Origin of the sequence: Chromohalobacter sp., assembly GCF_039830575.1 — a bacterium.
Lineage (GTDB): Bacteria > Pseudomonadota > Gammaproteobacteria > Pseudomonadales > Halomonadaceae > Chromohalobacter > Chromohalobacter israelensis.
Genome location: NZ_JBDOOX010000014.1, coordinates 38,354 through 65,347, shown reverse-complemented (window position 1 = coordinate 65,347; position 26,994 = coordinate 38,354). Strand labels below are relative to the sequence as shown.

The 26,994-nt window shown below is 64.2% G+C and carries 25 protein-coding genes; 17 read left to right on the top strand and 8 right to left on the bottom strand.

Annotated elements, in window-relative coordinates; genetic code table 11:
• Positions 1–12: 12 nt before the first annotated feature.
• The 5 genes from ABGX75_RS14170 (at position 13) to ABGX75_RS14150 (ending at position 3,973) form a co-directional block, all read left to right on the top strand.
• Complete coding sequence (locus ABGX75_RS14170) at positions 13–1,251, top strand: benzoate/H(+) symporter BenE family transporter (protein WP_110060819.1); 1,239 nt, start codon at positions 13–15, stop codon at positions 1,249–1,251.
• A 125-nt stretch (positions 1,252–1,376) separates the two neighbouring features.
• On the top strand, positions 1,377–2,582 hold the full coding sequence (locus ABGX75_RS14165) for a benzoate/H(+) symporter BenE family transporter (protein WP_110060818.1): 1,206 nt from the start codon (positions 1,377–1,379) through the stop codon (positions 2,580–2,582).
• 50 nt (positions 2,583–2,632) lie between these two features.
• A complete protein-coding gene (locus ABGX75_RS14160; protein WP_256985255.1) occupies positions 2,633–2,857 on the top strand; it encodes an FAD-dependent monooxygenase in 225 nt (74 codons plus the stop codon).
• Between the two features lie 76 nt (positions 2,858–2,933).
• A complete protein-coding gene (locus tag ABGX75_RS14155; protein WP_110060816.1) occupies positions 2,934–3,704 on the top strand; it encodes a MipA/OmpV family protein in 771 nt (256 codons plus the stop codon).
• A gap of 140 nt (positions 3,705–3,844) precedes the next feature.
• On the top strand, positions 3,845–3,973 hold the full coding sequence (locus ABGX75_RS14150; RefSeq protein ID WP_256985256.1) for a hypothetical protein: 129 nt from the start codon (positions 3,845–3,847) through the stop codon (positions 3,971–3,973).
• Positions 3,974–4,108: 135 nt separating this feature from the next.
• Here the strand turns inward: ABGX75_RS14150 and ABGX75_RS14145 are convergent, their stop codons facing one another.
• The 5 genes from ABGX75_RS14145 to ABGX75_RS14125 form a co-directional block, all read right to left on the bottom strand.
• The gene (locus tag ABGX75_RS14145) at positions 4,109–5,488 is read right to left on the bottom strand and encodes an NAD-dependent succinate-semialdehyde dehydrogenase (protein WP_181396241.1); all 1,380 of its coding nucleotides are present in this window, start codon (positions 5,486–5,488) and stop codon (positions 4,109–4,111) included.
• Between the two features lie 199 nt (positions 5,489–5,687).
• Positions 5,688–7,679, bottom strand: a complete 1,992-nt coding sequence (gene tkt, locus ABGX75_RS14140; RefSeq protein WP_110060814.1) for a transketolase — start codon at positions 7,677–7,679, stop codon at positions 5,688–5,690.
• 23 nt (positions 7,680–7,702) lie between these two features.
• Positions 7,703–8,659 carry a transaldolase gene (gene tal / locus ABGX75_RS14135; protein WP_110060813.1) on the bottom strand — a complete coding sequence of 319 codons (957 nt, stop codon included), beginning with the start codon at positions 8,657–8,659 and terminating at the stop codon, positions 7,703–7,705.
• 100 nt (positions 8,660–8,759) lie between these two features.
• Positions 8,760–9,413: a dihydroxyacetone kinase subunit DhaL gene (gene dhaL / locus ABGX75_RS14130; protein ID WP_011505663.1), complete on the bottom strand. Its 654-nt coding sequence runs from the start codon at positions 9,411–9,413 to the stop codon at positions 8,760–8,762.
• A gap of 21 nt (positions 9,414–9,434) precedes the next feature.
• Entirely contained in the window at positions 9,435–10,427 is a 993-nt protein-coding gene (locus ABGX75_RS14125; protein WP_011505664.1) for a dihydroxyacetone kinase subunit DhaK, read from the bottom strand.
• 414 nt (positions 10,428–10,841) lie between these two features.
• On the opposite strand from ABGX75_RS14125, the gene ABGX75_RS14120 reads away from it, so the two are divergent.
• From ABGX75_RS14120 to fucP, 8 genes are all read left to right on the top strand, one after another.
• Positions 10,842–11,342: an RpiB/LacA/LacB family sugar-phosphate isomerase gene (locus ABGX75_RS14120; protein ID WP_110060812.1), complete on the top strand. Its 501-nt coding sequence runs from the start codon at positions 10,842–10,844 to the stop codon at positions 11,340–11,342.
• Between the two features lie 71 nt (positions 11,343–11,413).
• Positions 11,414–12,394 carry a sugar-binding transcriptional regulator gene (locus ABGX75_RS14115; RefSeq protein ID WP_011505666.1) on the top strand — a complete coding sequence of 327 codons (981 nt, stop codon included), beginning with the start codon at positions 11,414–11,416 and terminating at the stop codon, positions 12,392–12,394.
• A 276-nt stretch (positions 12,395–12,670) separates the two neighbouring features.
• The gene (locus ABGX75_RS14110; protein WP_011505667.1) at positions 12,671–13,771 is read left to right on the top strand and encodes an erythritol/L-threitol dehydrogenase; all 1,101 of its coding nucleotides are present in this window, start codon (positions 12,671–12,673) and stop codon (positions 13,769–13,771) included.
• A 71-nt stretch (positions 13,772–13,842) separates the two neighbouring features.
• Positions 13,843–14,493 carry a DUF2291 domain-containing protein gene (locus ABGX75_RS14105; RefSeq protein WP_011505668.1) on the top strand — a complete coding sequence of 217 codons (651 nt, stop codon included), beginning with the start codon at positions 13,843–13,845 and terminating at the stop codon, positions 14,491–14,493.
• A 13-nt stretch (positions 14,494–14,506) separates the two neighbouring features.
• Positions 14,507–16,054 (top strand): sugar ABC transporter ATP-binding protein, encoded by a 1,548-nt coding sequence (locus tag ABGX75_RS14100; protein ID WP_011505669.1) that lies wholly within the window; start codon positions 14,507–14,509, stop codon positions 16,052–16,054.
• Between the two features lie 27 nt (positions 16,055–16,081).
• On the top strand, positions 16,082–17,233 hold the full coding sequence (locus ABGX75_RS14095) for an ABC transporter permease (protein ID WP_035414830.1): 1,152 nt from the start codon (positions 16,082–16,084) through the stop codon (positions 17,231–17,233).
• A gap of 24 nt (positions 17,234–17,257) precedes the next feature.
• Positions 17,258–18,208 (top strand): D-ribose ABC transporter substrate-binding protein, encoded by a 951-nt coding sequence (locus tag ABGX75_RS14090; RefSeq protein ID WP_244846461.1) that lies wholly within the window; start codon positions 17,258–17,260, stop codon positions 18,206–18,208.
• Between the two features lie 648 nt (positions 18,209–18,856).
• A complete protein-coding gene (fucP, locus tag ABGX75_RS14085; RefSeq protein WP_011505672.1) occupies positions 18,857–20,203 on the top strand; it encodes an L-fucose:H+ symporter permease in 1,347 nt (448 codons plus the stop codon).
• On the opposite strand, the gene ABGX75_RS14080 is transcribed toward fucP, so the two are convergent.
• Positions 20,200–20,931, bottom strand: a complete 732-nt coding sequence (locus ABGX75_RS14080) for a FadR/GntR family transcriptional regulator (protein WP_011505673.1) — start codon at positions 20,929–20,931, stop codon at positions 20,200–20,202. The two genes, fucP and ABGX75_RS14080, sit on opposite strands and share 4 nt — an antisense overlap.
• Positions 20,932–21,023: 92 nt before the next feature.
• On the opposite strand from ABGX75_RS14080, the gene ABGX75_RS14075 reads away from it, so the two are divergent.
• The 4 genes from ABGX75_RS14075 to ABGX75_RS14060 are packed head-to-tail and all read left to right on the top strand — an operon-like array spanning position 21,024 to position 24,564.
• Positions 21,024–22,346 carry an L-fuconate dehydratase gene (locus ABGX75_RS14075; protein WP_011505674.1) on the top strand — a complete coding sequence of 441 codons (1,323 nt, stop codon included), beginning with the start codon at positions 21,024–21,026 and terminating at the stop codon, positions 22,344–22,346.
• Positions 22,343–22,777: an RbsD/FucU domain-containing protein gene (locus ABGX75_RS14070; protein WP_011505675.1), complete on the top strand. Its 435-nt coding sequence runs from the start codon at positions 22,343–22,345 to the stop codon at positions 22,775–22,777. Before ABGX75_RS14075 ends, ABGX75_RS14070 begins: the two co-directional genes overlap by 4 nt.
• Positions 22,777–23,559 carry an amidohydrolase family protein gene (locus ABGX75_RS14065; RefSeq protein ID WP_179152608.1) on the top strand — a complete coding sequence of 261 codons (783 nt, stop codon included), beginning with the start codon at positions 22,777–22,779 and terminating at the stop codon, positions 23,557–23,559. The genes ABGX75_RS14070 and ABGX75_RS14065 overlap by 1 nt, the downstream gene beginning before the upstream one ends.
• Before the next feature lie 6 nt (positions 23,560–23,565).
• On the top strand, positions 23,566–24,564 hold the full coding sequence (locus ABGX75_RS14060) for an aldo/keto reductase (RefSeq protein WP_179152609.1): 999 nt from the start codon (positions 23,566–23,568) through the stop codon (positions 24,562–24,564).
• A 121-nt stretch (positions 24,565–24,685) separates the two neighbouring features.
• Here the strand turns inward: ABGX75_RS14060 and fba are convergent, their stop codons facing one another.
• Both fba and ABGX75_RS14050 read right to left on the bottom strand, forming a co-directional pair.
• The gene (gene fba / locus ABGX75_RS14055; RefSeq protein ID WP_011505678.1) at positions 24,686–25,750 is read right to left on the bottom strand and encodes a class II fructose-bisphosphate aldolase; all 1,065 of its coding nucleotides are present in this window, start codon (positions 25,748–25,750) and stop codon (positions 24,686–24,688) included.
• A 77-nt stretch (positions 25,751–25,827) separates the two neighbouring features.
• Positions 25,828–26,991, bottom strand: coding sequence for a phosphoglycerate kinase (locus ABGX75_RS14050; protein ID WP_128689762.1), 1,164 nt, complete (start codon positions 26,989–26,991; stop codon positions 25,828–25,830).
• Positions 26,992–26,994: the final 3 nt, after the last annotated feature.

The window sequence follows — 26,994 nt, the reverse complement described above, 5'->3', positions numbered from 1 at the left end:
CCGGAGCACAGCATGAAACACATCGAGAAGGGGGTCAGCCTGCGGCACGCGCCGGCTGATTTCATCCGCGACCTCAACGTCGACAACGCCAGTGCGGGCGTCGTGGCCGGCATCTTCGGCCTCAGCGCCGGCGTGATCCATATCAGTGCCGGCACCGCCGCAGGCCTCGATCCCCACTTCATCATGATCTGGGTCATCAGCTACCTGCTGATCAACGGCCTGTTCGGGCTCTTCATGCCCGCCTACTATCGGCTGCCGTTGCCGATGGCCAACTCCATCCCCGGGGCGCTACTGTTCGCCGCCATCATCCCGGTGGTGGGGCTGGAGGCGGCCCTCGGCGCGACCCTGATCGCCGGGGCCATCTCGCTGGTGGCGGGACTCGCCGGGGTCATGGGCATTGTCATGAAGCTGATCCCCATGCCGATCGTCATGGGCATGGTTGGCGGCATCCTGCTCAAGTTCGGCCTCAACATGGTCGCGCCGCTGGAGAATGCCTTGGTACCAGCGGTGATCATGATCTTGGCGTTCTTCCTGTCGGCGCGTTTCCTGCGTCGTGTGCCGCCGCTGATCGTGGCCATGCTGGCCGGTATCGCCTACATGGCCTATTCGGGCGTCGACTTCTCCGGCGTCGAGTTCTCGGTGACCTTCCCCGAATTTATCGTCCCCGAGTTCACCCTGGAGGCTTTCCTGGCCTACGGCCTGCCGCTGGCGCTGATCTTGGTGGGCATGGAGACCCCCGCCGGCGTGGGCCTGGTCAAGGGCATGGGTTACAAGGAAGTGCCGGCCAATGCCATCACCGCCGTGGGTGGCTTCGGCACCATGATCTCGGCCTTCTTCAACCTGCACAGCACCTGTATCGCCGCGCCGATGACCGGCATCTGCTCGTCGCCCGAGGCCGGCAAGCCGGACAAGCGCTGGGTGGCGGCGGTGATCACCGGGGCCATCTTCGTGGTGGGCGCGCCCTTCTATGGCTACGTGGTCAGCCTGATCGAGGCCATGCCGGGCTATTTCATCGCCATCGTCGCCGGCCTGGCGCTGCTCAAGGTGATCACCTCGGCCATGCACATGACCTTCTCCGGCAAGCACGAGATGGGCGGGCTGTTCTCCTTCTTGATCGCCGCCTCCGGGCTGCAGATCCTGGACATCGGCGCCTCTTTTTGGGCCTTGGTGCTGGGCGTTTTCATTTCACTGGTCTTCGAGACCAGGGACTTCGAGTTCATTCGTCGGGCCGCTCACGAGTCCAGCGCCTGACATCAGGCCAGCTTCGCGCTCCCTCATCCATCGTTGGCCCGTGATTGCTTGGCAGTACGGGTCCTTTTTCTCCTGCGGTGGCGTCAGCTTGGCGTCTCCGCTCCGATCATGCCAAGGAACTCGACATGCGACGCTTCAATGATTGGTCGATTCCCGCCATGACCGCCGGCTTCGTGGCGGTGCTGGTCTCCTACGCCGGGCCGCTGGCCATCTTTTTCCAGGCCGCCCAGAGCGCCGATATCTCACCGGCGATGATGTCCTCCTGGGTTTGGGCGATCTCCATGGGGGCCGCCGTGTCCGGTATCGGCCTCAGTCTTTGGCTGCGCGTGCCGGTAGTGACGGCCTGGTCGGCGCCGGGTACGGCGCTGCTGGTGACACTGTTTCCCGAGCTGTCGCTCGGTGAGGCGGTGGGCGCCTATCTCACCGCGGCGGCGGTGATCTTCATTGTCGGCGTGAGCGGCTCCTTCGATCGCATCATCCAGTTGATCCCGCCCGGCATCGCCAGTGCCATGATGGCGGGTATCCTGTTCCAGTTCGGGGTCGGTGTCTTCGAGTCGCTGGCCACGGTGCCGGCGCTGGTGATCGGCATGCTGCTGGCCTACCTGGTGTTCAAGCGCCTGACGCCGCGCTACTGCCTGGTGTTTCTGCTGGTCATCGGCGTCGGCCTGGCGGTGGCTCTGGAAGACGCGAGCCTCGAGGGCGTGACGCTATCGCTGGCCTCGCCGATCTTCATTGCTCCCGAATGGACCTGGCAGGGCACGCTCGGTCTGGCGATCCCGCTGGTGCTGGTCAGCCTGACCGGGCAGTTCCTGCCGGGCATGGCGATCCTGCGCACCTCCGGCTACGACACACCGGCCCGGCCGATCGTCACCGTGGCCAGCCTGACGTCGCTGGCCACCGCCTGCTTCGGCGGCATCACCACGGTGATCGCGGCTATCACCGCGGCGATCTGCACCGGCGAGGAGGCGCACCCGGATCGTGACAAGCGCTATGTGGCAGGGGTCGCCAACGGCATCTTCTACCTGATCGGCGGCACCTTCGCCGGCACCATCGTACTGCTGTTCACCTCGCTGCCCGGCGAGTTCGTGGCGGTGCTGGCCGGCCTGGCGCTGATCGGCGCCATCGCCAGCAACGTCAGCGCTTTCGCCGCCCACAAGGAGCACCTGGAGGCCTCGGTGATCACCTTCCTGGCCACCGCCTCGGGCGTGAGCTTCCTGGGGCTCGGCTCGGCCTTCTGGGGCGTGGTGGTCGGCGCCATCGCCTACAATGTCCTGCATCGCCGTTACACCGCACGGCACGAGACGGAGCGGGCGTCCGACGGCGTTCGCTGAGCGCCAAGAGAGCCACGCCGGATCGCCGGACCTGCACGAACTCCCCCGAATTGCCGCGTTATGTCCGTGATCGGGTGCTGCTAGTGGGCGATGTCGCCCACGCCATGTTGCCCCACCAGGGTGCCGGGTCCGGCCGGGCGCTGGAGGATGACTATGTGCTGGCCAGCCTGCTGAGCGAACCGGCCTGCGATCGCGACGACGTTGCCGAGGTGTTGGCGTATCGGGTGTGCTTGGCACGGCTGGCGCACCAGGGATACCTACGATATCGTATGTAAAGGGCCGGGTGTGCGTGCCTGCAAGTGGCGGGCGGTCAGCCGGTGGTCATGCAATGAATCCAGGGAGTCGGTCGACATGCAGGCAGGATATCGATACGCGGCGTTGGCCGTGGCGCTACCAATGCTGGCGGTGGCAACGCCCAGCCAGGCACAGGACAGCGGCTGGCAAGGGAGTCTGGGGGCGGGGGCGATCCATGCTCCCGATTATCTGGGAAGCGATGACTACGAAACGTCCGTATGGCCGTCGGTTGACCTGACCTATGGCGATAGCCTGTATATCAACGCGCGCGATGGCGTGGGCTGGAACGTCATCAATCGGGATGGCTGGCGGGTATCGCCGTTTCTCGGTTACACCTTCGGACGCGACAACGACGATGACCTGCATCGTCTCGATGAAGTCGACGGCGGAGTCACGGCGGGCCTGCGGGCCGAATACACCGAGGGCCATTGGCAGTACAGCGCGGCCGTGGAAACGCCGCTGAGCGGTGACGTGGATGGCTACCATGTCAGCGCCAAGGCGCACTGGCGCTCGCGCTTGACCCAGCGGCTTTCCGTTTCGCTGGGCCCGAACGTCGCCTATGGAAGCGACGCCTGGACCGAGGACATGTTCGGCATTTCCGCGCGGGAGAGCCGGCGTTCCGGGCTGGATGCGTACTCGCCGAGCGAGGGCTATTTCCGCTTCGGTGCCGATGCCAGTGCCAGTTATTATCTCACGCGGACGTGGTCCGTCACGGGCCTGGTCGGCGTGTCGCGCCTGACCGGCGACGCCAAGGACAGTCCCATCGTCGACGAGATTGGTGATGCGACCCAGGCCTACGTGGGCGGATTCATCAACTACAACTTCTAGGCACGGTTCAGTCGGTATCGTCCAGCAGGCAGTTGGCAGAAAGTGCCTGACGTCGGGAGCGCTCCAGGTGCAGAAATTAGACCAAGGTCCAAAGACCAAGGTATAATGTCTGGATATCCACCGACACAGGCACGTTATCCATGACGATTTCGACTGCGCGACCGACTCTGCTCAAGCGTTTTGGCAAGCATGCAGGCCGTGTGCTGGGAATGATGACCGAGAGCGCCTATCGCGGCTTTCAGGCACGCACGTCCAGCGCCTATATCTGAAGGGCCCGGCTCAGCAGAGCCCCGGTCGCGCCATGGCCGGCCTTGCCCATGACGTGACATCGCGGTCGCCGAACAAAAAAGCGCCCCCACCCATATCGGGCGGGGGCGCTTGCGTTGGGTGCGTTCACGCTCCGCTTATTCGGCGATGTAGACCGTGCGCACGTTGAGGAAGGCGCCGAAGCCGTATTCGCTCTGCTCGCGACCGTAACCGCTTTCCTTGACGCCACCGAACGGAAGCTCGGCGAAGGGCGTGGTGGGGCGATTGACGAAGCTCATGCCGACCTCGAGACGGCGCGCGACCTGTTCGGCGCGCTTCACGTCCTGGCCGACCACGGTGCCGCCCAGACCGTAGCGGCAGTTGTTGGCCAGCTCGATGGCGTGCTCGGCGTCATCGGCGACGATGACCGACGCCACCGGACCGAACAGCTCCTCGTCGAAGGCCGGATTGCCGGGCGCGACGTTGGTCAGCACCGTGGGCGCATACCAGGCGCCGGGACGGTCGAGCACCTCGCCGCCGGTCTCGAGCTGCGCACCGTGCTTGATCGCCCGCTGCACCTGGTCGTGCAGGTCGTCGCGCAGGTCCTTGCGCGACATGGGGCCGATTTCGGTGTCGCCGTCCATGGGATCGCCGATACGCATCTTCTGCACGCGGTCGATGAGCTTTTCGGTGAAGCGCTCCAGCATCGGGCGTTCCACGATCAGGCGCTTGGATGCCGCGCAGCTTTGCCCGGTATTGTCGAAGCGGCCGTCCACGGCCAGCTCCACCGCCTTGTCGACGTCGGCATCGTCGAGCACGATCAGCGGGTCGATACCGCCGAGTTCGAGCACGCTGGGCTTGATGGCCTCGCCGGCGATCTTGGCCACGGCACGGCCGGCGTCTTCACTGCCGGTGAGCGTGACGCCGCATACCAGCGGGTCGTGGATGATGCCCTCGACCTTGTCGGAGCCGATCGGCAGCCAGGTGAAGGTCCCTTCCTTGAAGCCCGCATCGTGAAACAGCTTGGTGATGAACTTGGCGCAGCCCGGGACGTTGGAGGCATGCTTGAGCAGGCAGACGTTGCCACCCGCCAGGTTGGGCGCAGCGAAGCGTACCACCTGATAGAGCGGGTAGTTCCACGGCATCACGCCGAGCACGGCGCCCATCGGGTCGTGAACGATTTCGGCCTTTTGAGCGCCTTCCACCTGACGTGGCTGGGGTTTGAGCAGGGATTCCAGATTGTCGGCGTAGAAGCGGACGATGGCCGAGGAAATCTGTGTCTCGGCAATCCCCTGATGGAAGGGCTTGCCCATCTCGTGGGCGATGATCTCGGCCATTTCGCGCTGATGCTGGTCGATCAAGTCGGCCAGTGCCGTCAGCCGGCGCTGGCGGTCTGCCACCGGCAAATGGCGGAATTCGGCATAGCCCTCGCGGGCCTGATTCATCTTGTCGGCCAATCCGGCGTCGTCGAGCATCTCGTGCTCGCCGAGTACCTGATCATTGGCGGGGTTGACGGCGGTGAGAGTCTTGCGGCTCATGTCATCCTCCTTAACGGGGTCGTCGGTGACGAGTCTTCCTGAGGTAGCCGTTCCTGCTGGCCTCATACCCTTTCTTGCGATGACCGCGACGAGAATCAAGGGGGCGCCGCAACCCATCGAGTCGCGGCGCCCCTGAGCGAGTGCCGAGCCCGGCACACCGGATGGCGACACGACCGTCCGAGTCATGTCGCCGGGCGGGTCAATCGAGCAAGGCGAGCGCCGTGTCCACCACATTCTCGACGGTGAAGCCGAAGTGGCGGAACAGGTCCTCGGCCTTGCCCGACTCGCCATAGCCGGACATGCCGATGATGCGTCCCTGCGGCCCCACATACTTGCGCCAATAATCCGGATGCGAGGCTTCGATGGCGAGGCGGCGCGTGACCGCGGCCGGCAGCACCGTTTCCTGGTAGTCGGCGCTTTGCGCATCGAACTCGCTGGTGCATGGCATCGAGACGACACGCACGCGACGCCCCTGGCCGTCGAGTTCGGCGGCCGCTTCCATGGCCAGGCCGACTTCCGAGCCGGTGGCGATGAGGATCAGCTCGGGCGTGCCCTCGCAATCGTCGAGCACGTAGCCGCCGCGTTCGACATGGGCGAGCTGAGCGACATCGCGCTGCTGACCGGGAAGCGACTGACGCGAGAACACCAGGGCCGTGGGGCCGGTCTGTCGCTTGAGCGCGGCGAGCCATGCCACGGCGGTCTCGGTCGCATCGCAGGGCCGCCAGGTGGCCAGGTTCGGCGTGATGCGCAAGGCGTTGAGCTGCTCGATGGGCTGGTGAGTGGGGCCGTCCTCGCCCAGGCCGATCGAGTCGTGGGTATAGACGAAGATCACCTGCCGCCGGGCGAGGGCCGCCATGCGCACGGCGTTGTGCATGTATTCCATGAACGTCAGGAAGGTGGCTCCGTAGGGAATGAAGCCGCCATGCATGCTGATGCCGTTCATGATGGCGCCCATGGCGAACTCGCGGACCCCGTAATGCAGGTAGTTGCCGTCGGGCGCCTGGGCCGAGATGGCGCGAGCGCCATCCCAGATCGTCAGGTTGGAAGGTGCGAGATCGGCGCTGCCGCCCAGCAGTTCCGGCAGGCGTGGTCCCAGGTGGTTGAGCACGCCGAGCGAGGCCTTGCGTGACGCCAGCGTATCGCAGGCGTGCTGGGCGTTCTCGATCAGAGCGCTGCCGCCCAGGTCGCCCGGCAGCTCGCCGCGCCAGCGGCGTTCGAGCGCTTCGGCCAGCTCCGGATAGGCCTCGGCGTATTGCGCGAATCGTTGCCGCCATTGCGCTTCCGCGCCGCGGCCGGCTTCGGCGGCGTTCCAGCCCGCATAGACCTCCTCGGGGACGTGGAACGGCGGATGTGGCCATCCAAGGTGCTGGCGTGCGGCGGCGACTTCCTCTTCTCCCAGGGCCGCGCCATGACAGGCCTCGGTGCCTTGCTTGCTGGGTGCACCGAAGCCGATGACCGTCTTGCAGATGATCAGGGTGGGGCGCTGCGTGTCCCGCCTGGCGGCAATGATGGCGTCTTCGATGGCGGCGGGATCGTGGCCGTCCACATCGGCGATCACCTGCCAGCCGTAGGCCTCGAAGCGCTTGGCGGTGTCGTCGCTGAACCATCCCGCGACCTCGCCGTCGATGGAGATGCCATTGTCGTCGTAGAACACCGTCAGCTTGCCGAGGCCCTGGGTGCCGGCCAGCGAGCATGCCTCGTGGCTGATGCCTTCCATCAGGCAGCCGTCGCCGACGAAACACCAGGTGCGGTGATCGACGATGTCGTGGCCGGGACGATTGTATTGCGCGGCCAGGGTGCGTTCGGCGAGTGCCATGCCCACGGCGTTGGCCAGCCCCTGACCCAGCGGTCCGGTAGTGGTCTCGACGCCCGGGGTGTAGCCCAGTTCCGGATGCCCGGGCGTGCGCGAGTGGAGCTGGCGGAAGGCCTTGAGGTCCTCGATGGCCAGATCGTAGCCACTGAGATGCAACAACGAATACAGCAGCATCGAACCGTGGCCGTTGGAGAGCACGAAGCGGTCACGGTCGGGCCAGGTCGGGTTGTCGGGGTTGTGCTTGAGATGGTCGCACCACAGTACCTGGGCGATATCGGCCATGCCCATCGGGGCGCCCGGGTGGCCGGAATTGGCGGCCTGCACGGCATCCATCGAAAGGGCGCGAATGGCATTGGCCAGCGTGAAGCGGGAAGGCATCGTGATCTCCTCCGTGAGCGGGTTCAGCCGGTCAGACGATCGGCAATGAGGTCCTCGAGACAAGCCTGGTCGTCGGCGAAGCGTCGAATGCCTTCGGCCAGCTTGTCGATGGCCATGGGGTCTTGATTGTGTCGCCAGCGAAAAGTGCTTTCGTCGAGTGCTGGCGCAGGCCGGGCCGGTGGTCGACGAAAACGGACCTGGGCATCGATGCCGCCCTCGCGCGCGTCGAGCGTCTCCAGCAGGGCCGGAGAAATCGTCAAGCGGGGGCAGCCCGCGAGCGCCAGGACTTGCTCGGGCGTACGGAAACTGGCGCCCATGACCACGGTGTCGTATCCGCCTTGGTCGGCACGCTCGCATACCTGGCGCACGAACTGGACCCCGGGATCGTCGTCGGGACCGAAGGTCTGTCCGGTTTCCTTCTGGTACCAGTCGGTGACACGCCCCACGAAGGGCGAGACCAGAAACACGCCGGCGTCGAAACAGGCCTGCGCCTGCGCTTCACTGAAGAGTAGCGTCAGATTGCACTGAATTCCTTCGCCTTCGAGCACTTCGGCGGCACGGATGCCTTCCCAGGTCGAGGCAAGCTTGATCAGGACGCGGTCGCGGCCGACCCCCAGGGCATCGTAGCGCTCCACCAGTTCGTGGGCCTTGCGGATGCTGGCCTGGGTGTCGAACGAGTACTTGGCGGCGACCTCGGTGGAGACTCGCCCGGGAATGCGTTGCGCGATTTCACTGCCGATGCCCACCGAGAGCCGGTCGACGATGCGTTCCAGCTGGTCGGCGTCATGCCGACCTTCGCGGCGCGCTTCGTCGAGCACCTCGTCGATCAGGGGCTGATAGTCAGGCAATTCGAATGCCTTGAGGATCAGCGAAGGATTGGTGGTGGCGTCGACGGGCCGGTAGCGCTCGATGGCGGCGGGATCGCCGGTGTCGGCGACCACCAGGGATTGCGCCTTGAGTGAGTCGAGTTGTGAAACCATGATGAGCTCCGCCGCTGGATGCGGGCGATGGCGCCCACGACGGCAGAACAGCGCCGTGGGCCGGGAAATGGAAGGAGGTGCGAACGGCCGTGATCGGCGGTCAGGCGGCGGCCTTTTCCAGGCGACGCTCGGTGCTGTCGGCCAAGCGGGTCAGCAGCAGACAGCAGGAGACCGCGCCGGCATCCAGGTGCCCGCGCGAGCGTTCCCCGAGGCGTGCGGCGCGGCCGATCTTGGCTTCCAGCTCGAGGGTCGAGTCGCAACCACGTTGCGCGCCGTGGCGCAGCGCCTGCAGTGCCTGGGGGAAATCCTCCCCGGCATCCAGAGCATGGCGGTAGCCGTCGATGGCGGGTACCAGGGTGTCGAGCAGGCACTTGTCGCCCACGCTGGCGTCACTGATCTGCTCGAGCGACTGGCGCCCCTCGGCCAGCATGTCACCGAAGTCCTTGGCGTCGATGGCGTCCTTGTCCTTGACCGCCTTGGCCATGCCCATGAAGAGACTGCCGTATAGCGGCCCCATGGACCCGCCGATCGAGCCCATCAGGGTCGTGGCGAGCGTGCCCAGCGCCTTGGAAAGCGACAGCGACTGACCGGCGATCGATTCGCCGCAGAGCCGGAACCCCTTGGCCATGTTGATGCCATGGTCGCCGTCGCCGATCGCACCGTCGACTTCGCTGAGATAGTTGCGGTTCTCGACGATGACCTCGACCAGCTCCTCGAGAATTTCCTTGCCGTGGGTCGCATCCAGAAATTGCATGTGGGTCTCCCTTGATAGCGGTCAACGCTGCGTGATGGCGAGCGAACGCGCCGGGGCATCCAGCAGCGGTTTGAGTTCATCGTCGAGCTTCATCAGCGTGAGCGTGGCGCCCATCATTTCCAGCGAGGTGAAATAGTTGCCGATATCGGTGCGGTAAACCTTCACCCCGGCGGCCTCCAGCCGGTCGGCGACATGGGCGTAGAGCAGGTTGAGCTCCATCACCGGCGTGGCGCCGAGCCCGGAGACCAGCACCGCGACCTCGCTGCCGGCGAAGTCCTGGTCGGCGAGCACGGGATCGCACATGGCCGAGGCAATGGCGTCGGCGCTGGTCAGCGGCGCGACTTCGATGCCCGGTTCGCCGTGATGGCCGATCCCGAGTTCCATGTGCCCGGGCTCGATGGAGAAGTTGGGCTTGCCGTTGGCGGGAATGGTGCAGCTGCTCAACCCCACGCCGATGCTCGAGCAGGCGTCGACGGCTTTCTGCGCGAGCCGTATCACCTCGTCGAGGCTATCGCCGCGCGCCGCCGCCGCGCCGCCGATTTTCCACATCATGACCTCGCCGGCGACGCCGCGCCGTTTGTCACGCTGCGTGGCCGGGGCCGAGGCAACGTCGTCACGGGCGATCACCGTCTTGACGTCGATGTCCTCCAGCTCGGCCATTTGCCTGGCCATCTTCACATTCATGTTGTCGCCGGCGTAGTTGCCATACAGGCAGGCGACGCCCTGGCCGCGGTTCGCGACACGAAAGGCCTCGAGAAAGGCATCCGCGGTGGGAGAGGAAAAGATTTCGCCGACGGCCACCGCATCGCACAGCCCGTCGCCCACATACCCCAAGAACGCCGGCTCGTGCCCCGAGCCACCGCCGGTCACGACGCCGACCTTGTCGCCGGTGTGGCCAGCGTACTTGAGAACACGCGGGTGGTCGGTGGGAGCGAGTAACGTCGGGGAGGCGCGCAAGTAACCCTTGAGCGCATCGTCCACGACATTGTCGGGGTCATTGATGATGCGTTGCATGGCGTATTCCTCTTGTTCGTTGTGGCCTTTGTTGTGGCTGTTGCGGCCGTCGGCGCCGGGCCGGGCTTCGACGGGCTGGCGGTCACGTCATGGATAGGACTGTATAGAATGATCTTTAACTGATCAGATGTTTAGGCTTGTGGCCTGAGCCTGTCAAGCCGCGTCGGCGCTCAGGTTGTGAGACTTTGGTCGTGACATATGCGAGAAATGTGTTTTTATCCGCATAAGGTATTGATTTTTTGTTTGTTATTCCGGATCTGCGCTTTTTCGTGCAGGACGTTGTCATGGCGCCAAGGCTGACAGAGGTCACGATATAATTTTACAAATGTTCGTTAGGTGATATTTTGAACATGTCGTGATCGATTCAAGCGGATGATCGATCGCAGGTGGGAGGATTCGTTAGGGAGACGAGACATGTCAGATTCACGCACGGCCGGTCACACGGCCCCGGTGCGCGTTGCCCTGGGGGGTGACGAGGCCGCCTACGAGCTCAAGGCGTTGCTGATCGAGCACGTCCGAGCGCTGGGACATGAGGCGGTGGACTTCGGCACCTATGATGCCGAGCCGGTGCTGTACCCGGATGTAGCGGTCAAGGTGGCACGTGCCATCGAGGCGGGAGAGGTCGAACGCGGGGTGCTGGTGTGTGGTACCGGCATCGGGGTGGCGATTTCGGCCAACAAGGTGCGTGGCATTCGTGCCGCCCAGGCGCACGATACCTATTCGGCCGCCAAGGCGCGCTCGAGCAACGATGCGCAGATCGTGACGCTGGGCGCTCGCGTGGTGGGCCCTGAGCTGGCCAAGACCATTGTCACGACGTTCCTGGCGACCGAGTTCGCCGGCGGTGGCTCGCGCGAGAAAGTGGCGCGCATCCTGGCCTACGAGCGCGAAACCTTTCGTGACCCGCCGCGCGTCTGATCGCCGAGAGCGCGCTTGTTCGCTGTGGTATCTTGTGCGCATCGTTCGAGCGGATCGCGTGAGGAGCAGTCATGAGTGAACGTGCCGAGAGCGCCGATGTTGCGCTGATGACCGAAATCGCCACGTTGTATTACGTGGAGGGGGAGACCCAGGAGGCCATCGCCAACCGGCTGGGCATTTCGCGCGTCAAGGCCGGGCGCCTGTTGAAGCGCGCGCATGCCGAGGGCATCGTCGACGTACGCGTGCGCCAGCACCCGGCGGTGAGCGCCGAGCTCGAACAGGCGCTGATCCGGCGTTTCGGCATCAAGCGGGCGTTGATCGCGCTCGATCACGCCGATCCGGATACCCAGCGTTCCGGCGTGGCCAGCCTGGTGGCGGATCATCTCTCTCGTTCGCTGCACGATGGTTCGATCGTGGCGGTGGGCATGGGACGCAATGTAGGGGCCGTGGCCGATAACGTGTTCGAACAGGGGGAGCGCAAATGCTCGTTCGTTTGCGCGATCGGCGGATCCCTGCGCGCCGGGGAGTACATGAATCCCGATCATATCTGTCGCCGACTGGCGATGAAGTACGGCGGGGAAAGCGAGACGCTGTATGCGCCGGCGCTCGTGCAGAATCCGGCGCTGCGCGACTCGATGTATGAAAACCCCACCGTGCGCCAGACCCTGGACCGCGCGCGGCGGGCGGATGTCGCCTTGATCGGCGTGGGCGACCTCAGCGAGGACAGCAACATGGTGCGCATGGGCTGGTTCACGCCGCAGGAAATCGCCGAGGCACGCCTGTCGGGCACGGTGGGCGACATGATGGGGTATGACTTCATCGACATGCATGGCCGCCCCTCGGAAACGCCGATGCAGGGGCGGGTCATCGGCCTGACCATCACCGATCTGGCGCGAATTCCCGATGTCGTGGCCATCGCCAGCGAGAATACCAAGGCGGCGGGGATTCTCGGCGCCCTGCGTACGGGCGTCATCGATACCTTGGCCACTAGCGTCACCAACGCTCACACCATCCTGCGCCTGGACGAGGCGACGACCTCTCAGGCGTCTTGAGGCATTCGTCGCATGACAGGGAGAGAGTTTGATCACATGAACATGAATTTGTTCATGTGATCGTCTTTGCTATGGGTAATCATGGCGCCAGATCATGGGTCATTTTTACTGCCTTTTCTTTTTTCCTTTTTATTTTCAGTTACTTGTACGGCAATCCTAAAGTATAAGACGAAAACCTCGCCGAGTTCATTGACCTGGCTATACTGAAAAGCGTTAATTCATTTGAGCAACACAAGATCAAATGATACAGAACACGCAAGCTCAGTGGAGGCCGTCATGAACGATACGCTCACCCCGTCCCCCGATATCCCGCAGACGATGCGCGCGATCGTCGCGTATGCGCCGGAGGACTATCGTCTCGAAGAAGTCGCGGTACCCGAGATTGGCGAAAAGGAGATTCTGATCAAGGTCGAGGCCTGCGGGATCTGCGCCGGTGATCTCAAGGCGTACGAGGGGGCGCCGAGCTTCTGGGGCGACGAGACGCAGCCGCCGTACATCAAGGCGCCCATGATCCCGGGCCACGAGTTCGTCGGCCATGTCGTCAAGCTGGGGCCTGGCGTCAAGGGATTCGACATCGGCGACCGCGTGATCTCCGAGCAGATCGTGCCGTGCTGGGACTGCCGTTTCTGCCATCGCGGCCAGTACTGGATGTGCGAAAAGCATGACGTCTACGGCTTCCAGAACAACGTCAACGGCGGCATGGCCGAGTACATGAAGTTTCCCCGAGAGGCCATCAACCACAAGCTGCCGGAAAACGTTCCGGTGGAGAACATCGTGCTGACCGAGCCGTTCTCCTGCTCGATGCATGCGGTGGAGCGGGCACAGATTCAACTGGGCGACGTGGTGGTCCTCTCCGGCGCCGGCACCCTGGGGCTGGGAATGATCGGTCCCGCCAAGAAGTCCGGCCCTGCCAAGCTGGTGGTGCTGGATCTGCACGGCGAGCGCCTGGAGCTGGCCCGCAAGTTCGGGGCCGATGTGGTGCTCAACCCCAGCGAGGAAGACGTGGTCCAGATCGTCAAGGACATGACCGACGGCTATGGCTGCGACATCTACATCGAGGCCACCGGCGCGCCCAAGTCCGTGGAGCAGGGGTTGGCGATGCTGCGCAAGCTGGGACGTTTCGTGGAGTTCAGCGTGTTCAAGGATCCGGTCACCGTGGACTGGAGCATCATCAGCGATCGCAAGGAACTGGACGTGCTCGGTGCGCACCTGGGGCCGTACTGCTATCCGCACGTGATCGAGGGCATCGAGAGCGGCGATTTCCCCACCGACGGGGTGGTGACCCACAAGCTGCCGCTGGAGGATTTCCACAAGGGCATCGAGCTGATGAGGCACGACAGCAGCGCGCTCAAGGTCATCCTCGTGCCCGGCGCCTGATGTCAGAGCCCGGGCGCCGGGACCTGCATCTCTTTTGACCATTCACCAACGAGACCTCAGGGGCGCGCACCATGAATACACGTACCGCCGCCATGTCCGCCAAGCCATCGCGCAAGGGGCGCGGCAGCATCCTGATGGCAGGTGCCGTGGTAGTTCTGCTTGCCGTCATGGCATGGGATACCAAGGTCATGCCGATCGAGGCGGATGCCGAGGGCGAAGGCTCGAAGCTGGCGCAATTCGCCGAGGAGACGTTCCCGGAAATTCGTGACGATGTCGAGGCACGTGCCGTCGGCGTCGGCGAGCTGGCGAGTGCTCTCGACGAAGATCGCAGTGCCGCCGGCGAGCGGTACGGCGTACCGGCGGGCATCGGGCCCATCATTCCGGTGACCGTCTCCGGCGTCGTGGGTGAGGGCAGTTCGGGGACCTATGTCATCGAAACCGACGCGGCGCCGGGCGATCTGACGATTCGCGTTCAGACGGGGCCCGCCATCAATGGCACGGTCTTGCGCGATGCCACGGGCGAGATCGAGTTCGGGCAATTCAAGAACCAGATCGAATATCAGAACGCCGGCGCGGCGCTGAACGATGCCATGAAGGCCCAGGTGCTGGCGGGGCTGGACCGGGAAGCACTCGAGGGGAAAAACGTCACCGTGACGGGCGTTTTCCAGTTGATCAATCCCGCTAACTGGCTCATCACGCCGGTTGCGTTTGACGTTCAATGAGCCGGGGTGAGCGATGAACGAACGAGCCGCATCTCAGGACGAACGCGTCGGAAGGGTGATCCTGTCGGCACGTAATGTTGCCAAGTCCTTCGGCAATGTTCAGGCGCTGAAGCACGTCGATTTCGACATCCACTACGGGCAGGTCACCACGCTCTTCGGCGAAAACGGAGCGGGCAAGTCGACCCTGATGAAAATCCTCTCGGGGGTCATCAGGCCGTCGTCCGGAGACATTCTGCTCGAGGGCGAGCCGGTCAGCTTCTCCTCGACCACGGACGCGCAGCGCCTGGGGGTGTCGATCATTCACCAGGAGCTGAGCCTGGCACCCAACCTGAGCGTTCGCGACAACATCTTCATGGGGCGCGAGCTGCGCGGTGCCACGGGGATCGATTATGCGGAGGAGGAGCGTCAGGCGCGACGCTTGATGGAGGAGCTGGACGAACCCATCGATCCGCTGACGCTGGTGGAGGATCTGCGCCTCGGGCAGCAGCAGATCGTCGAAATCGCCCGCGCGCTGTCCGTGAATTCACGCATTCTGATCATGGACGAACCGACCTCGGCATTGAGCGCTTCCGAGGTCGAGGTGCTGTTTCGGGTCATCCGAGACCTCAAGAGCCGGGGCGTCTCCATCGTCTACATTTCCCACCATCTCGAAGAAGCGCTGCTCATTACCGATCACGCCGTGGTGTTGCGCGATGGGGCGATGACGGCCTATGCCCGCCGCGAGGACATCGACCTGGAATGGATCGTGCGCAACATGGTGGGCGAGAACTTTGACCTCGGCTCGCCGCCGGGCGGTTATGCCATGGGCGAGGTCATGCTTTCCCTCGAGGGCGTGTCGGTGCCCGACGCCACCGTGCCCGGGCGCCACGTGGTCGATGACCTGTCGCTGGCGGTGCGCGCCGGGGAAATCGTGTGCATCTACGGGCTGATGGGAGCGGGACGCACGGAACTGCTGGAAAGCGTCGCCGGGCGCGGCGAGATGAGCGCGGGGCGTGTGTGTCTGCACGGCGAGGACATTTCGCGGCTGAGTATCGCGGAGCGCATCGCCAAGGGGCTGGTGCTGGTACCCGAGGATCGGCAGCGCGATGGCCTGGTGCAGACGATGTCGGTGGGCGAGAACCTGTCGCTCGCCAGCATCGGGGCCTTTACCAAGGGGTTGGTGACGTCGCGTCGTCGCGAACGCCATGTCGTCGAGGCCTCGATCGAGAACGTGCATATCAAGGCCGATGGTGCGGAAGCGGCCATCGGCTCCTTGTCCGGCGGGAACCAGCAGAAGGTCGTGATCGGCAAGATGCTGGCGACCCGGCCCCAGGTGGTGCTGCTCGACGAGCCGAGCCGGGGGATCGACATCGGTGCCAAGGCCGAAGTGTTCAAGTTGCTCAGCGAGGGCGCCGCTCGGGAAGGGCTGGCCGTGGTGTTTTCGACCTCTGAGGTCGGTGAATGCCTGAGCATTGCACACCGCATCGTGGTGATGAGTCGCGGTCGCATCGCGGCGGAGTTCGGTGCCGATGCCAGCAAGGAAGACATCATGGCGGCCTCGGGCGAAGCCGTGGTCGCTTGATCCATTCATGTCGCGGAGTTCCCAACAATGTCCAATATGAACCAAACCGCTTCCAGCTCGCGTTCGCAAGGCGGCGGACGTCGTTTCGACGTGGCGCGCATGCTGCTGGAGGGGCGCGCTTTCTTCGCCTTGATCGCGATCATCGTCATCTTCTCGCTGTTGTCGCCTGTCTACTTTTCGACCAGCAACTTTCTGACCATGTCGTCGCACGTCGCCATCTTCGGGTTGCTGTCGCTGGGGATGTTGCTGGTGATCCTGACGGGGGGCATCGATCTGTCCGTGGGGTCCACGCTTGGCCTGGCGGGCGTGTTCGCGGGATTTCTGATGCAGGGCGTCTCGTTCGAAGTCTTTGGCGTGGTGGTGTATCCGCCCGTCTGGGTGGTGGTCGTGCTGACGTGTGGCCTGGGGGCCCTGGTCGGAGCGATCAACGGCGTTCTCATCGCCTATTTCAAGGTGCCGGCGTTCGTGGCGACCTTGGGGCTCTTGTACGTGGCCCGTGGCGTTGCGCTGCTGATGACCGATGGCCTGACCTACAACAACCTCGGTGGGAGCGAGGCGCTGGGCAATACCGGGTTCGATTGGCTGGGGTTCAATCGGCTGTTCGGCATCCCGGTCGGCGTGTTGATCCTGGCGGCCGTGGCGATCGCCTGCCTGTTGCTGCTGTCGCGCACGCCGTTCGGGCGCTGGGTGTATTCCACCGGCGGCAACGCGCGGGCCGCCGAGCTTTCCGGGGTGCCGGTCAAGCGCGTGCAGGTCTCGGTGTATGTGCTGTCCGGCATCTGCGCGGCGATCGCCGGCCTGGTGCTGTCCTCGCAGTTGACCTCGGCGGGGCCGACGGCCGGCACGACCTATGAGCTCACCGCGATCGCGGGGGTGGTCATCGGTGGTGCGGCACTCACCGGTGGTCGCGGCAATGTGCGCGGCACCCTGCTGGGCGCCTTCGTGATCGGGTTTCTCTCCGACGGGCTGGTGATCATCGGGGTTTCGTCGTACTGGCAGACCGTGTTCACCGGGGCGGTCATCATTCTCGCGGTTCTGCTCAACAGCATTCAGTACAGCGGTCGGAAGAACAGCAAGCCCGCTTCCGATGGCAAGCCGACTTCGCCGCAACCGGAAGGCGCCAGCGAGCGCTCGCCGGCCACGGGAAGCACTACCGGCAAAGCCGGTGCACAATCATAAGAGTAAAGGTGGTCCACTATGTTCATGAAAGGAAAACGCCTGCTTATCGCGGCTCTGGCCGTGGGTGTTCCGCTTCTGGCGAGCGGTGCCTCGGCGCAGGATAAAGGGCTGATGTCGATTATCGTCAATGATACGTCGAACCCTTACTGGTTCACCGAAGGCAAGATTGCCGAAGAGACGGCCGAGAAGCTGGGCTATGAAGCCGACGTGAGCTCCCACAAGGGGGACACCAATACCGAGAGCCGACAGATCGACACGGCCATCACCAACCAGGCCGAGGCGATCATCCTCGACCCGGCCAATGCCGACGGTTCCATCGGCGCGGTACGCAAGGCCGTGGAAGCGGGCATCCCGGTCTTCATCATCAACGCGGAAATCAACCAGCAAGGGCTGGCCGAGGCGCAGCTCGTGTCGAACAACGCACAGGGCGCCGCGCTGGGGGCACAGCAGTGGATCAAGAGCGTGGGCGACTCGGCACGCTACGTCGAGCTCAAGGGCGCTCCGTCGGACAACAATGCCGCCACGCGCTCCAACGGTTATGAAACCGTGCTCAGCCAGTATCCCGGTCTCGAAAAGGTGGGTTCCGACGTGGCCAACTGGGATCGGACCCAAGGGTTCAACAAGACGCAGAGCATGTTGCAGGCCAACCCGGACATCGATGGCGTGATCAGCGGCAACGATGAAATGGCGCTGGGGGCGATCTCGGCGTTGAAGGAGGCCGGCAAGCTCGACGATGTGGTCGTGGGTGGTTTCGATGGCTCGCCCGATGCGGTCGAAGCCGTGAAGGCCGGCGAGATGGACTATACCGTGCTGCAGCCGGTGGCCATCTTCTCGGAGATGGCGGTCCGCATGGCCGACAAGTACGTCACCACCGGCGAGACCGGGGTGGACGGCGAGAAGCAGCTGTTCGATTGCTTCCTCATCACCTCGGACAATGTCGACGACTACACCGACCCGTTCGTCCTCGAGCAGTAAGTCCCGCCCGGGGCCTGGCTCGAGCCGAGCCAGGCCCCGCTCCCGCCTGACAAGTCCCGAGAGCGCCATCCGGCGCTCTCGGTGTCGTCATGCAGCCACCGTTTACGCGACCTTCGGGTTCAGCTCGCCGCTTGCGTAGCGTTCGAACATGCGCTCGAGCCCTGAGGAGTTCGCAGGCACCAGCAACAGGAAGGTGTCCACGGTGGATATACCGGTCAAGTAAATGAGGAAACGCTCAATCCGCAGTAGGCACGAGCCAGGGCTGCTGTGATTGGCGTTATTGTTCGTAGCTGACCTGCCCCCGGTGCCTGACCTCACGGCGACTGCTCTGAGACAGAGCAGCGGCTGGCGTCCTGACCCGGTCCGCCGACAGCCTGGATCCAGTCCATTCATCGTATCTTTTGTTGCGTGTTCGACGGCGAGTTCTTGTGTGCCAGTCTTTGTGCGAGGCGAATTTTATTATCGCGCTAAAGAAATTTTGATTTTATTTGGTTTAGAAACAATGACAAGTCTTGTTCTGCGCCTATTTTTTAAGACGTTTGTCTTATATGAGATACATTGCTATTTGAATATGCCTCATCTAGTTTCAGCGTCAGGGAGTCAATTCATATGATCAATTAGCCATAACAATACGACAAGGAGTGGCTCATGGATGTATCGTCCAGCGCGTTGGCCCGAGAAGAGTCGGTCCCGGAAAAATCCTCGTTTCTGTATCGGGGGATGCGCCTGCCTTTTTTACTCATCGTCATCTGCTTTGCCGCCTGGGGGTTGGCGGGCAACCTGACGGATCCGCTAGTCTCCGTTTTCGGCTCGGTCTTCTCGATGAGCGCTCTGCAGGCCTCGCTGGTTCAGTTTGCATATTACGGCGCCTATTTCGCTCTGGCGGTCCCGGCGGCCTGGATCAATTCGCATCTCGGTTACAAGGGCGGCGTGTTGATCGGGCTGCTGCTGGCGGCCACCGGGGGGATTCTGTTCTTGCCCGCTTCGCAGATGATGACCTACTCCATGTTCCTGGTGGCACTGTTCACCCTGGCAGCGGGACTGTCGATCCTGGAGACGTCCGCCAATCCCTACGTGATGGCGATGGGGCCGCGCCATAACGCCACTCGGCGGTTGAATTTCGCCCAATCCTTCAATCCAGTGGGATCCAATCTGGGTGTGCTGCTGGCCGCCATTTTCATTCTTCCTAATGTCAATCCGGCAACCGCCGAGCAGCGTGCCTCACTGACGCAAGAGGCATTGGCCGAAATGCAATCGGCGGAATTGCAGGCGGTCATGGGCCCCTACCTCACGCTTGCTCTGGTCTACGTGGTGATCGCGATCGCCATCGCGATGGTCAGGGTGCCGCGGTACGAGCCTCTGCTGGCGGATCGCAAGCGCGACGGAAACATGCAGCCGGGCAGTCGCCTGGGACGGTTGGTGCGCAATCGTCGCTATGCCTTCGGAGTCGTGGCCCAGTTCTTCAACGTAGCCGCCCAGACGTGCACCTGGACGTTCACCATCCATTACGTGATCCAGACGCTGGGTGTCAGCGACAGCGTGGCCGGGTATTGGCTACAAGCCTCACTACTGGTCTTTCTAGTCTCGCGCTTCGTCATGGTGGGCGTCATGGGACGGGTGGATCCCCGCAAGCTGATGACGTGGATGTGTGTAATCGGTGTCGTGCTGTCGCTGGTGGCGGTGTTGAGCGGGAACCTGCTCGGTGCGGTGGCCGTCGTGTCGCTGAGTGCATGCATCTCGCTGCTCTTTCCGACCATCTACGGCATCTCGCTCGAGGGGCTGGGGCAAGACACCAAGTACGGCGCCGCCGGGCTGGTGATGGCGATCGTCGGTGGTGCGCTTATGCCGTTGGTTCAGGGGTGGGTGATCGATATCACCTCGGCACGCATCAGCTATGTGGTGGTGGCGCTGTGTTTCGCGGTGATCGCGGCCTTCGGCGTCTATGTCCAGAAGCATCCGCGCGTGGGAGAGGCCAGTGACGGCGACCTCGCCTAAGACGCATTGCCTGAGGCGTCCCGCAGTACCACGGCGACTTGGGAGAGGTGTGACTGCATGGCGGCATGGGCATCCCGGGGGTCGCCGGCAATCACGGCATTGAGGATGGCTTGATGCTCCTGGTGGGTGATGGCGAGACGGCCGCTGCGATGAATGGACTGCCACAGCCGCATCCGCAGGGTGGGGCGTGAGAGCGCCTCGAGCAGCGCGATCAGCACGGAGTTGCGGGAGATGCGCGCCAGGGTGAGGTGGAATGTCAGGTCGGCGGCCATGGCGGATTCGTGATCGAGTGCGCGGATGGCCGGCTCGGCGTCGTCGAGGATGGCCTGCAGACGCTCGATGTCCTCGTCGGTGCGACGCATCGCCGCCACGGCGGCAGCTTCGACCTCCAGGGCCTGGCGTACGCCGTGCAGGTCTCGGGACGACTTCCCCGCCTGGATGCCGGCCCAGAACTCCAAGGGCTTCAGCAGCAGCCCCGGGTCGAGCGAAGTGACGGTGGTGCCTGAACCCTGGCGGGTCTCGAGGATACCCATGGCGACCAGAGCCCTGACGCCTTCGCGAAGCGAGCTGCGCGAGACGCCAAAGCGGGTGGCGAGGATCGACTCGACGGGAAGCCGGTCGCCCGAGGAGATCTCGCCGGAGACGATCATCTCCTGGATGCCCTGAATGACCACTTCGTGTTGGGAGGGGCGGCGCTGATCGCTGTCGGACGGCGAAAGGGGCGGCATGCAATGGGTCTCCGGCTCGGGGTCGCGGGTAACCATTCTATCGGAATTGTCGCTGGCACCTTAATACATCTGATTAATCAGGAGGGCATGACGTGCCTGTCATCACCACCATCGAACTGGTAGATCTACGTTTCCCAACCTCCGAGAGCAACGCCGGCTCCGACGCGGTGAACAAGGACGCCGACTATTCCGCGGCCTATCTCAGGCTGGCAACCGATGACAGCACACTTTATGGCTGCGGGTTTACCTTCACCATCGGGCGCGGCAACGAGATCTGCCTTCAGGCCATGGAGGTCCTGGCCGCTAAGCTCGTCGGTCGGGACGTGGCCCAGGTGTGCCGGGCGCCGGGAACAGTCTACCGGGAGCTCGCCGAGGATTCGCAGTTGCGCTGGCTGGGCCCCGACAAGGGGGTCGTGCATCTGGCCCGGGCGGCGGTGATGAACGCCGTTTGGGACCTGGCTGCCCGCCATGCGGAGGTGCCGCTGTGGCGGCTGATCTGTGAGATGGACCCGGAGGTGCTCGTCGAGCAGTTGGATCTAAGCTATCTCGGCGATGTGCTGAGCGCCGGGGAGGCGGTGGCGATGCTCGAGGAGCAGCGGCCCTTCCACCAGGCGCGAATCGCCGAACTGAGCGAACAAGGGTTTCCCTGCTATACCACATCGCCTGGGTGGCTGGGCTACTCGGACGACAAGCTTGCCCGGCTCTGCCGAGAGGCCATGGACGAGGGCTACCAGCACATCAAGCTTAAGGTCGGTGGCGATCCCGCTGATGACGAGCGCCGGTTGGGTATCGCGCGCTCGGTGATCGGCCCCGACAAGATGTTGATGATCGACGCCAATCAGATCTGGGAAGTCCCCGAGGCGATCGAGCGCGTCGAGGCCCTGGCGCACCATGGCCTGCTGTGGATCGAGGAGCCGACCAGCCCGGACGACGTGCTGGGGCATCGACGTATCGCCGACAGTGTTCGGCAGCGGGGGATCGGGGTTGCCACCGGCGAGCACGGTATGAATCGGGTGCTATTCAAGCAGTTGCTGCAGGCGGACGCGGTGGACTTCGTACAGATCGACTCGTGCCGGCTCGCCAGTATCAACGAGATCATCCCGGTGCTGCTGATGGCGAAGAAGTCTGGCAAGCCCGTCTGCCCGCATGCTGGCGGGGTCGGGCTATGCGAGCTGGTCAGTCATCTGGTGATGATCGATCATATCGCGGTATCGGGCCCTGTGGCGGGGCGCGTGGCCGAATTCGTCGATCATCTCCACGAGCACTTCGTGGACCCCTGCCACGTCAGTCAGGGCGCCTATGTCTTGCCGACTCGCCCAGGATATGCGGCAGAGATCAAGGCCGAGACGCTGGCCGCCTGGGCATGGCCGGACGGTACTGAATGGGTCAAGCGTCGACAGGTGATGACGGCATGATCAACGGACCACTGCTGCATCCGCCTCTTTTGCATGCTCTCGCCGCCGCGGGGCACGGCGCCAAGATACTCGTCGCCGATGCGCTCTACCCGCACTCCACGGGGGCGCCGGCTACCGCTTCCCGAGTGTATCTCAATCTCTGCGAGGGGATGGTGCCCGCCCAGGCGGTGATGGATGCGGTGTCGCAGTCCGTCGCCGTGGAGGCCATCACCTTCATGGCCACGGCCGAAGGCAAGGCCTCGGAGACCGTCGTCGATTGCCAGCAACGCCTGGCCGGGCATCGCCACGGCAACGGCCAGACGATCGCCTGGTCTGGGCTCGAGCGTTGGGCATTCTACGACGCCTGCCGTGCGCCGGACGTGTGCTTGCTGATCGCCACCGGCGAGCGCCGCCCCTACTCCAACTTCCTGCTGACGATAGGCGTGCCCTGATGATCGATACTCATCTCCATGTCTGGGATACCGCCGCGGTGCGAATCCCCTGGTTGAACGATGCGGGTCTGCCCGCCAAGGCGGTGATTCCCGACCGCCAGGACAGACGCTTCGTGCTGGTCGAAGCCGATGCCACCGACCCCGCCGAGGAGGCCGACTGGCTGATCGGTGTCGCTGACGCTACGCCCAGTGTCCACGGGGTCGTGGTCAGCGTCCCGCTGGAAAAGCCGCTGGTCTCGGAGTGGCTGGAGCGCGTCGCCGACATACCTCAAGTGGTCGGGGTCAGGCGCCTGCTGCAGGACCGTGATCTGTTCGATTCGATAACCTTTCTCGACGGTTTGAAACGGCTGGCCGCCTGTGGACTGCCCTTCGATGCCTGCGTCAGGGATTACGAGTTGCCGCGCCTGCTGACACTGATCGAGCAGGTGCCGGAGTTGACGGTGGTGCTCGATCACATGGGCAAGCCCGATGTGCGCGATGCGGCGGCTCGTGACCGATGGGCGCGTAACCTGGCGCGTCTTGCCGAGCGCGACGCGGTGTACTGCAAGCTCTCCGGACTGCCGGCTGAGTGCCGGGATGCCGACGAACTAGAATGCTGTGCTGCCGACATTCTCGACGTCGCTATTGGTACCTTCGGCGTCGAGCGTTGCCTGATCGGCAGCGACCACCCCGTCAGCCAGGACCCCTCGGACTGGTGTGATCGGGTACTCGCGCGCTTGCCCGCTGCTCAGCACTCCGCCGTCGCAGTGAACAACGCAATGAATGTCTACCAGAGGAGGTAACGCACGATGACCGCATCGACCCTCTCGCGACACCTTCCCGCCAAGCTTCAGCGAGCCTTTGCAGGGCTGGGAGTCGGAACGGCACAGTTCGGTAACATGGGCCGGGTGACCCCCGAACGGGACTGCCTGGACGCCGTCGACACCGCCTGGGAGCTCGGGCTGCGCTTTTTCGATACGGCGCCTCACTACGGACTCGGGGTTTCCGAGCAGCGCCTGGGCAAGGCTCTGCGAGGACGATCTCCGGAGGACTACGTCATCTCGACCAAAGTGGGGCGTCTGCTGGCGCCCAATCCCTCGCCCCAGGGCAGTGACGAGGTCAATGGCTTCCATGTGGCCGACGAGCTGATGCGCGTGCGTGACTACACCGCCGAGGGGGTGAGGCAGAGCCTGACGGCCTCGCTCGAGCGCCTCGGCATGACGTCCGTGGACATTCTCTGGATCCACGACCCCGAAGAGCCCTCGGACCGTTTCGAGGAAGCATTGGCGGGCGCGGTGCCTGAACTCGACCGATTGCGCGAGCAGGGGGTGATCTCGGCCTGGGGAGTGGGGTCCAAGGATGCCGCCATGCTCAAGCGGTTCGTCGATCAGGCCTCGCCCGACCTGATCATGCTGGCGGGGCGCTACACCCTGCTGGAGCAGGAGCAGGTGGGACTGATGTCGACCTGTCTGGAACGCAACGTCGGAGTCGTAGCCGTAGGCGTGTTCAATTCGGGCCTGCTGGCGCGGGACGAGCCTCCCGCCGACGCCTGGTACGAGTATGGTCAGGCGCCCCAGTCCGTCATCGCGCGTGCCCGTGAGCTCGCTGCGGTAGCGCACGCCCACGCGGTCTCCCTGCCGGCGGCGGCACTGGCCTTCCCGTGGCGGCACCCTGCCGTGGTCAATGTCATGGCCGGCATGCGCTCACCCGAGCAGGTGACGCGAAATCATGCACTGGCTTCGAGCAATATTCCCGATGCTTTCTGGGGGGAACTGAAGGCCCGAGGCCTGTTGGAGGAGACCTCATGAAGCTGTTGCGCTGCGCCCGGGATGTTTTAAGCAGTAATAGAGCGTGTCCGCACGAAGTCACAAAACCGCGAAGGCAAAGGCTCCGCGGTTTTGGCTACAGTGGCCTAATTCATAGGCGTGTTTAGTTCACCTTGGGGGCCAGCTCGCCGCTTGCGTAGCGTTCGAACATGCGCTCGAGGTCGATCGGGGCGATCTTGCTGGCCTGGCCGGCGGTACCGAAGGCTTCGAAGCGCGCGATGCACACGTCGCGCATGGCGGCGACGCTCGCCTTGAGGAACTTGCGCGGATCGAATTCGCTGGGGTTTTCGGCCAAAAAGCGGCGCACCGCGCCGGTGGAGGCCAGGCGCAGGTCGGTGTCGATGTTGACCTTGCGCACCCCGTGCTTGATGCCTTCGACGATTTCTTCCACCGGCACGCCGTAGGTTTCGGGAATCTCGCCGCCATGGGCGTTGATGACTTCCAGCCATTCCTGCGGCACGGAGCTGGAGCCGTGCATCACCAGGTGGGTGTCGGGGATGCGGGCGTGAATTTCCTTGATGCGCTGGATGGAGAGGATGTCACCGGTCGGCGGCCGCGTGAACTTGTAGGCGCCGTGGCTGGTGCCGATGGCAATGGCCAGGGCGTCGACCTGGGTGGCGGCGACGAACTGGGCGGCTTCCTCGGGGTCGGTCAGCAGTTGGCTGTGATCCAGCGTGCCTTCGGCGCCGACGCCGTCTTCCTCGCCGGCCTGGCCGGTTTCCAGCGAGCCCAGGCAACCCAGCTCGCCTTCCACCGAGACACCACAGGCGTGCGCCATTTCCACCGCGCGACGGGTGACGTCGACGTTGTAGGCGTAGTCGGCGGGCGTCTTGCCGTCCTCCTTGAGCGAGCCGTCCATCATCACCGACGAGAAGCCGAGCTGGATGGATCGCTGGCACACGCCGGGGCTGGTGCCATGGTCCTGGTGCATGACCACCGGGATATGCGGAAATTCTTCCACGGCGGCCTGGATCAGGTGACGCAGGAAGGGCGCACCGGCGTACTTGCGGGCGCCCGCGGAGGCCTGCACGATCACCGGCGAGTCGGTGCGGTCCGCGGCTTCCATGATGGCGCGCATCTGTTCCAGGTTGTTGACGTTGAACGCGGGAACGCCGTAGGCGTGTTCGGCGGCGTGGTCGAGCAGTTGACGCAGGCTGATCAGAGCCATGGGGAGTGTGATTCCTCTGAAAGTACAAGGCGGCCCGCAGGCCGCCGCTCGTGGCATGGTGGTTGGAGTCGTTCGGGTTACCGGGAAGCGGCTTCGAGGGCCGCCACGGCCGGCAGTTGCTTGCCTTCCACGTATTCGAGGAAGGCGCCGCCGCCGGTGGAAATGTAGGAGACGTCGTCGGCGACGCCGTACTTGTCGATGGCTGCCAGGGTGTCGCCGCCACCGGCGATGGAAAACGCCGCGCTGGCCGCGATGGCGCGCGAGAGGGTCTCGGTGCCCTTGCCGAACTGGTCGATCTCGAACACGCCGACGGGGCCGTTCCACAGGATGGTGCCGGCGTTCTCGAGCAGTGCGGCCAGGCGCCCGGCGGTGTCCGGACCGATGTCGAGAATCATCTCGTCGTCACCGACCTGGTCGACCGGTTTCACCGTGGCCTCGGCCTGTTCGGAGAACTCGGTGGCGACCACCACATCGGTGGGCAGCGGGATGTCGACCTTGGCCATGAGGGCCTTGGCCTGATCGATCAGGTCGGCCTCATGGAGCGACTTGCCGACGTTGTAGCCCGCCGCGGCGATGAAGGTATTGGCGATGCCGCCGCCGACGATCAACTGGTCGCACTTCTCGGCGAGCGCGGTGAGCACGTCGAGCTTGGTGGACACCTTGGAGCCGCCGACGATGGCCAGCATCGGGCGCGCTGGCGTGGCCAGGGCCTTTTCCAGGGCGTCGAGCTCGCCCGCCAACAGGGGGCCCGCACATGCGGTGGGGGCGTAGCGGGCCACGCCGTGGGTCGAGGCCTGCGCGCGATGGGCGGTACCGAAGGCGTCCATCACGTAGACGTCGCAGAGTGCGGCATAGGCCTTGGACAACGCTTCGTCGTCCTTCTTCTCGCCCTTGTTGTAGCGCACGTTCTCGAGCAGGACGACGTCGCCGTCGGCGATGTCCACATGACCGTCGAGGTAGTCCTTCTCCAGGCGGACTTCGCGTCCCAGCAGCTGGCCCAGGCGCGCTGCCACCGGTGCCAGCGAGAACTCGTCGGCGGAATCGCCCTCGGTGGGACGCCCCAGGTGGCTCATCAGCATGACCCGGGCGCCGGCGTCGAGCGCGGCCTGGATGGTCGGCAGGCAGGCGCGCAGGCGCGCGTCGCTGGTGACCTGGTCGCCCTTGATGGGCACGTTGAGGTCTTCACGAATCAATACACGTTTTCCGGCGAGATCCAGATCGGTCATCTTGCGCACGTTCATGGG

Coding starts and splice junctions, on each gene's coding strand:
- ABGX75_RS14170 (WP_110060819.1), top strand. CDS start 13: ATGAAACACATCGAGAAGGGGGTCAGCCTGCGGCACGCGCCGGCTGAT.
- ABGX75_RS14165 (WP_110060818.1), top strand. CDS start 1,377: ATGCGACGCTTCAATGATTGGTCGATTCCCGCCATGACCGCCGGCTTC.
- ABGX75_RS14155 (WP_110060816.1), top strand. CDS start 2,934: ATGCAGGCAGGATATCGATACGCGGCGTTGGCCGTGGCGCTACCAATG.
- ABGX75_RS14150 (WP_256985256.1), top strand. CDS start 3,845: ATGACGATTTCGACTGCGCGACCGACTCTGCTCAAGCGTTTTGGCAAG.
- ABGX75_RS14145 (WP_181396241.1), bottom strand. CDS start 5,488: ATGAGCCGCAAGACTCTCACCGCCGTCAACCCCGCCAATGATCAGGTA.
- tkt (WP_110060814.1), bottom strand. CDS start 7,679: ATGCCTTCCCGCTTCACGCTGGCCAATGCCATTCGCGCCCTTTCGATG.
- tal (WP_110060813.1), bottom strand. CDS start 8,659: ATGGTTTCACAACTCGACTCACTCAAGGCGCAATCCCTGGTGGTCGCC.
- dhaL (WP_011505663.1), bottom strand. CDS start 9,413: ATGCAATTTCTGGATGCGACCCACGGCAAGGAAATTCTCGAGGAGCTG.
- ABGX75_RS14125 (WP_011505664.1), bottom strand. CDS start 10,427: ATGCAACGCATCATCAATGACCCCGACAATGTCGTGGACGATGCGCTC.
- ABGX75_RS14120 (WP_110060812.1), top strand. CDS start 10,842: ATGTCAGATTCACGCACGGCCGGTCACACGGCCCCGGTGCGCGTTGCC.
- ABGX75_RS14115 (WP_011505666.1), top strand. CDS start 11,414: ATGAGTGAACGTGCCGAGAGCGCCGATGTTGCGCTGATGACCGAAATC.
- ABGX75_RS14110 (WP_011505667.1), top strand. CDS start 12,671: ATGAACGATACGCTCACCCCGTCCCCCGATATCCCGCAGACGATGCGC.
- ABGX75_RS14105 (WP_011505668.1), top strand. CDS start 13,843: ATGAATACACGTACCGCCGCCATGTCCGCCAAGCCATCGCGCAAGGGG.
- ABGX75_RS14100 (WP_011505669.1), top strand. CDS start 14,507: ATGAACGAACGAGCCGCATCTCAGGACGAACGCGTCGGAAGGGTGATC.
- ABGX75_RS14095 (WP_035414830.1), top strand. CDS start 16,082: ATGTCCAATATGAACCAAACCGCTTCCAGCTCGCGTTCGCAAGGCGGC.
- ABGX75_RS14090 (WP_244846461.1), top strand. CDS start 17,258: ATGAAAGGAAAACGCCTGCTTATCGCGGCTCTGGCCGTGGGTGTTCCG.
- fucP (WP_011505672.1), top strand. CDS start 18,857: ATGGATGTATCGTCCAGCGCGTTGGCCCGAGAAGAGTCGGTCCCGGAA.
- ABGX75_RS14080 (WP_011505673.1), bottom strand. CDS start 20,931: ATGCCGCCCCTTTCGCCGTCCGACAGCGATCAGCGCCGCCCCTCCCAA.
- ABGX75_RS14070 (WP_011505675.1), top strand. CDS start 22,343: ATGATCAACGGACCACTGCTGCATCCGCCTCTTTTGCATGCTCTCGCC.
- ABGX75_RS14065 (WP_179152608.1), top strand. CDS start 22,777: ATGATCGATACTCATCTCCATGTCTGGGATACCGCCGCGGTGCGAATC.
- ABGX75_RS14060 (WP_179152609.1), top strand. CDS start 23,566: ATGACCGCATCGACCCTCTCGCGACACCTTCCCGCCAAGCTTCAGCGA.
- fba (WP_011505678.1), bottom strand. CDS start 25,750: ATGGCTCTGATCAGCCTGCGTCAACTGCTCGACCACGCCGCCGAACAC.
- ABGX75_RS14050 (WP_128689762.1), bottom strand. CDS start 26,991: ATGAACGTGCGCAAGATGACCGATCTGGATCTCGCCGGAAAACGTGTA.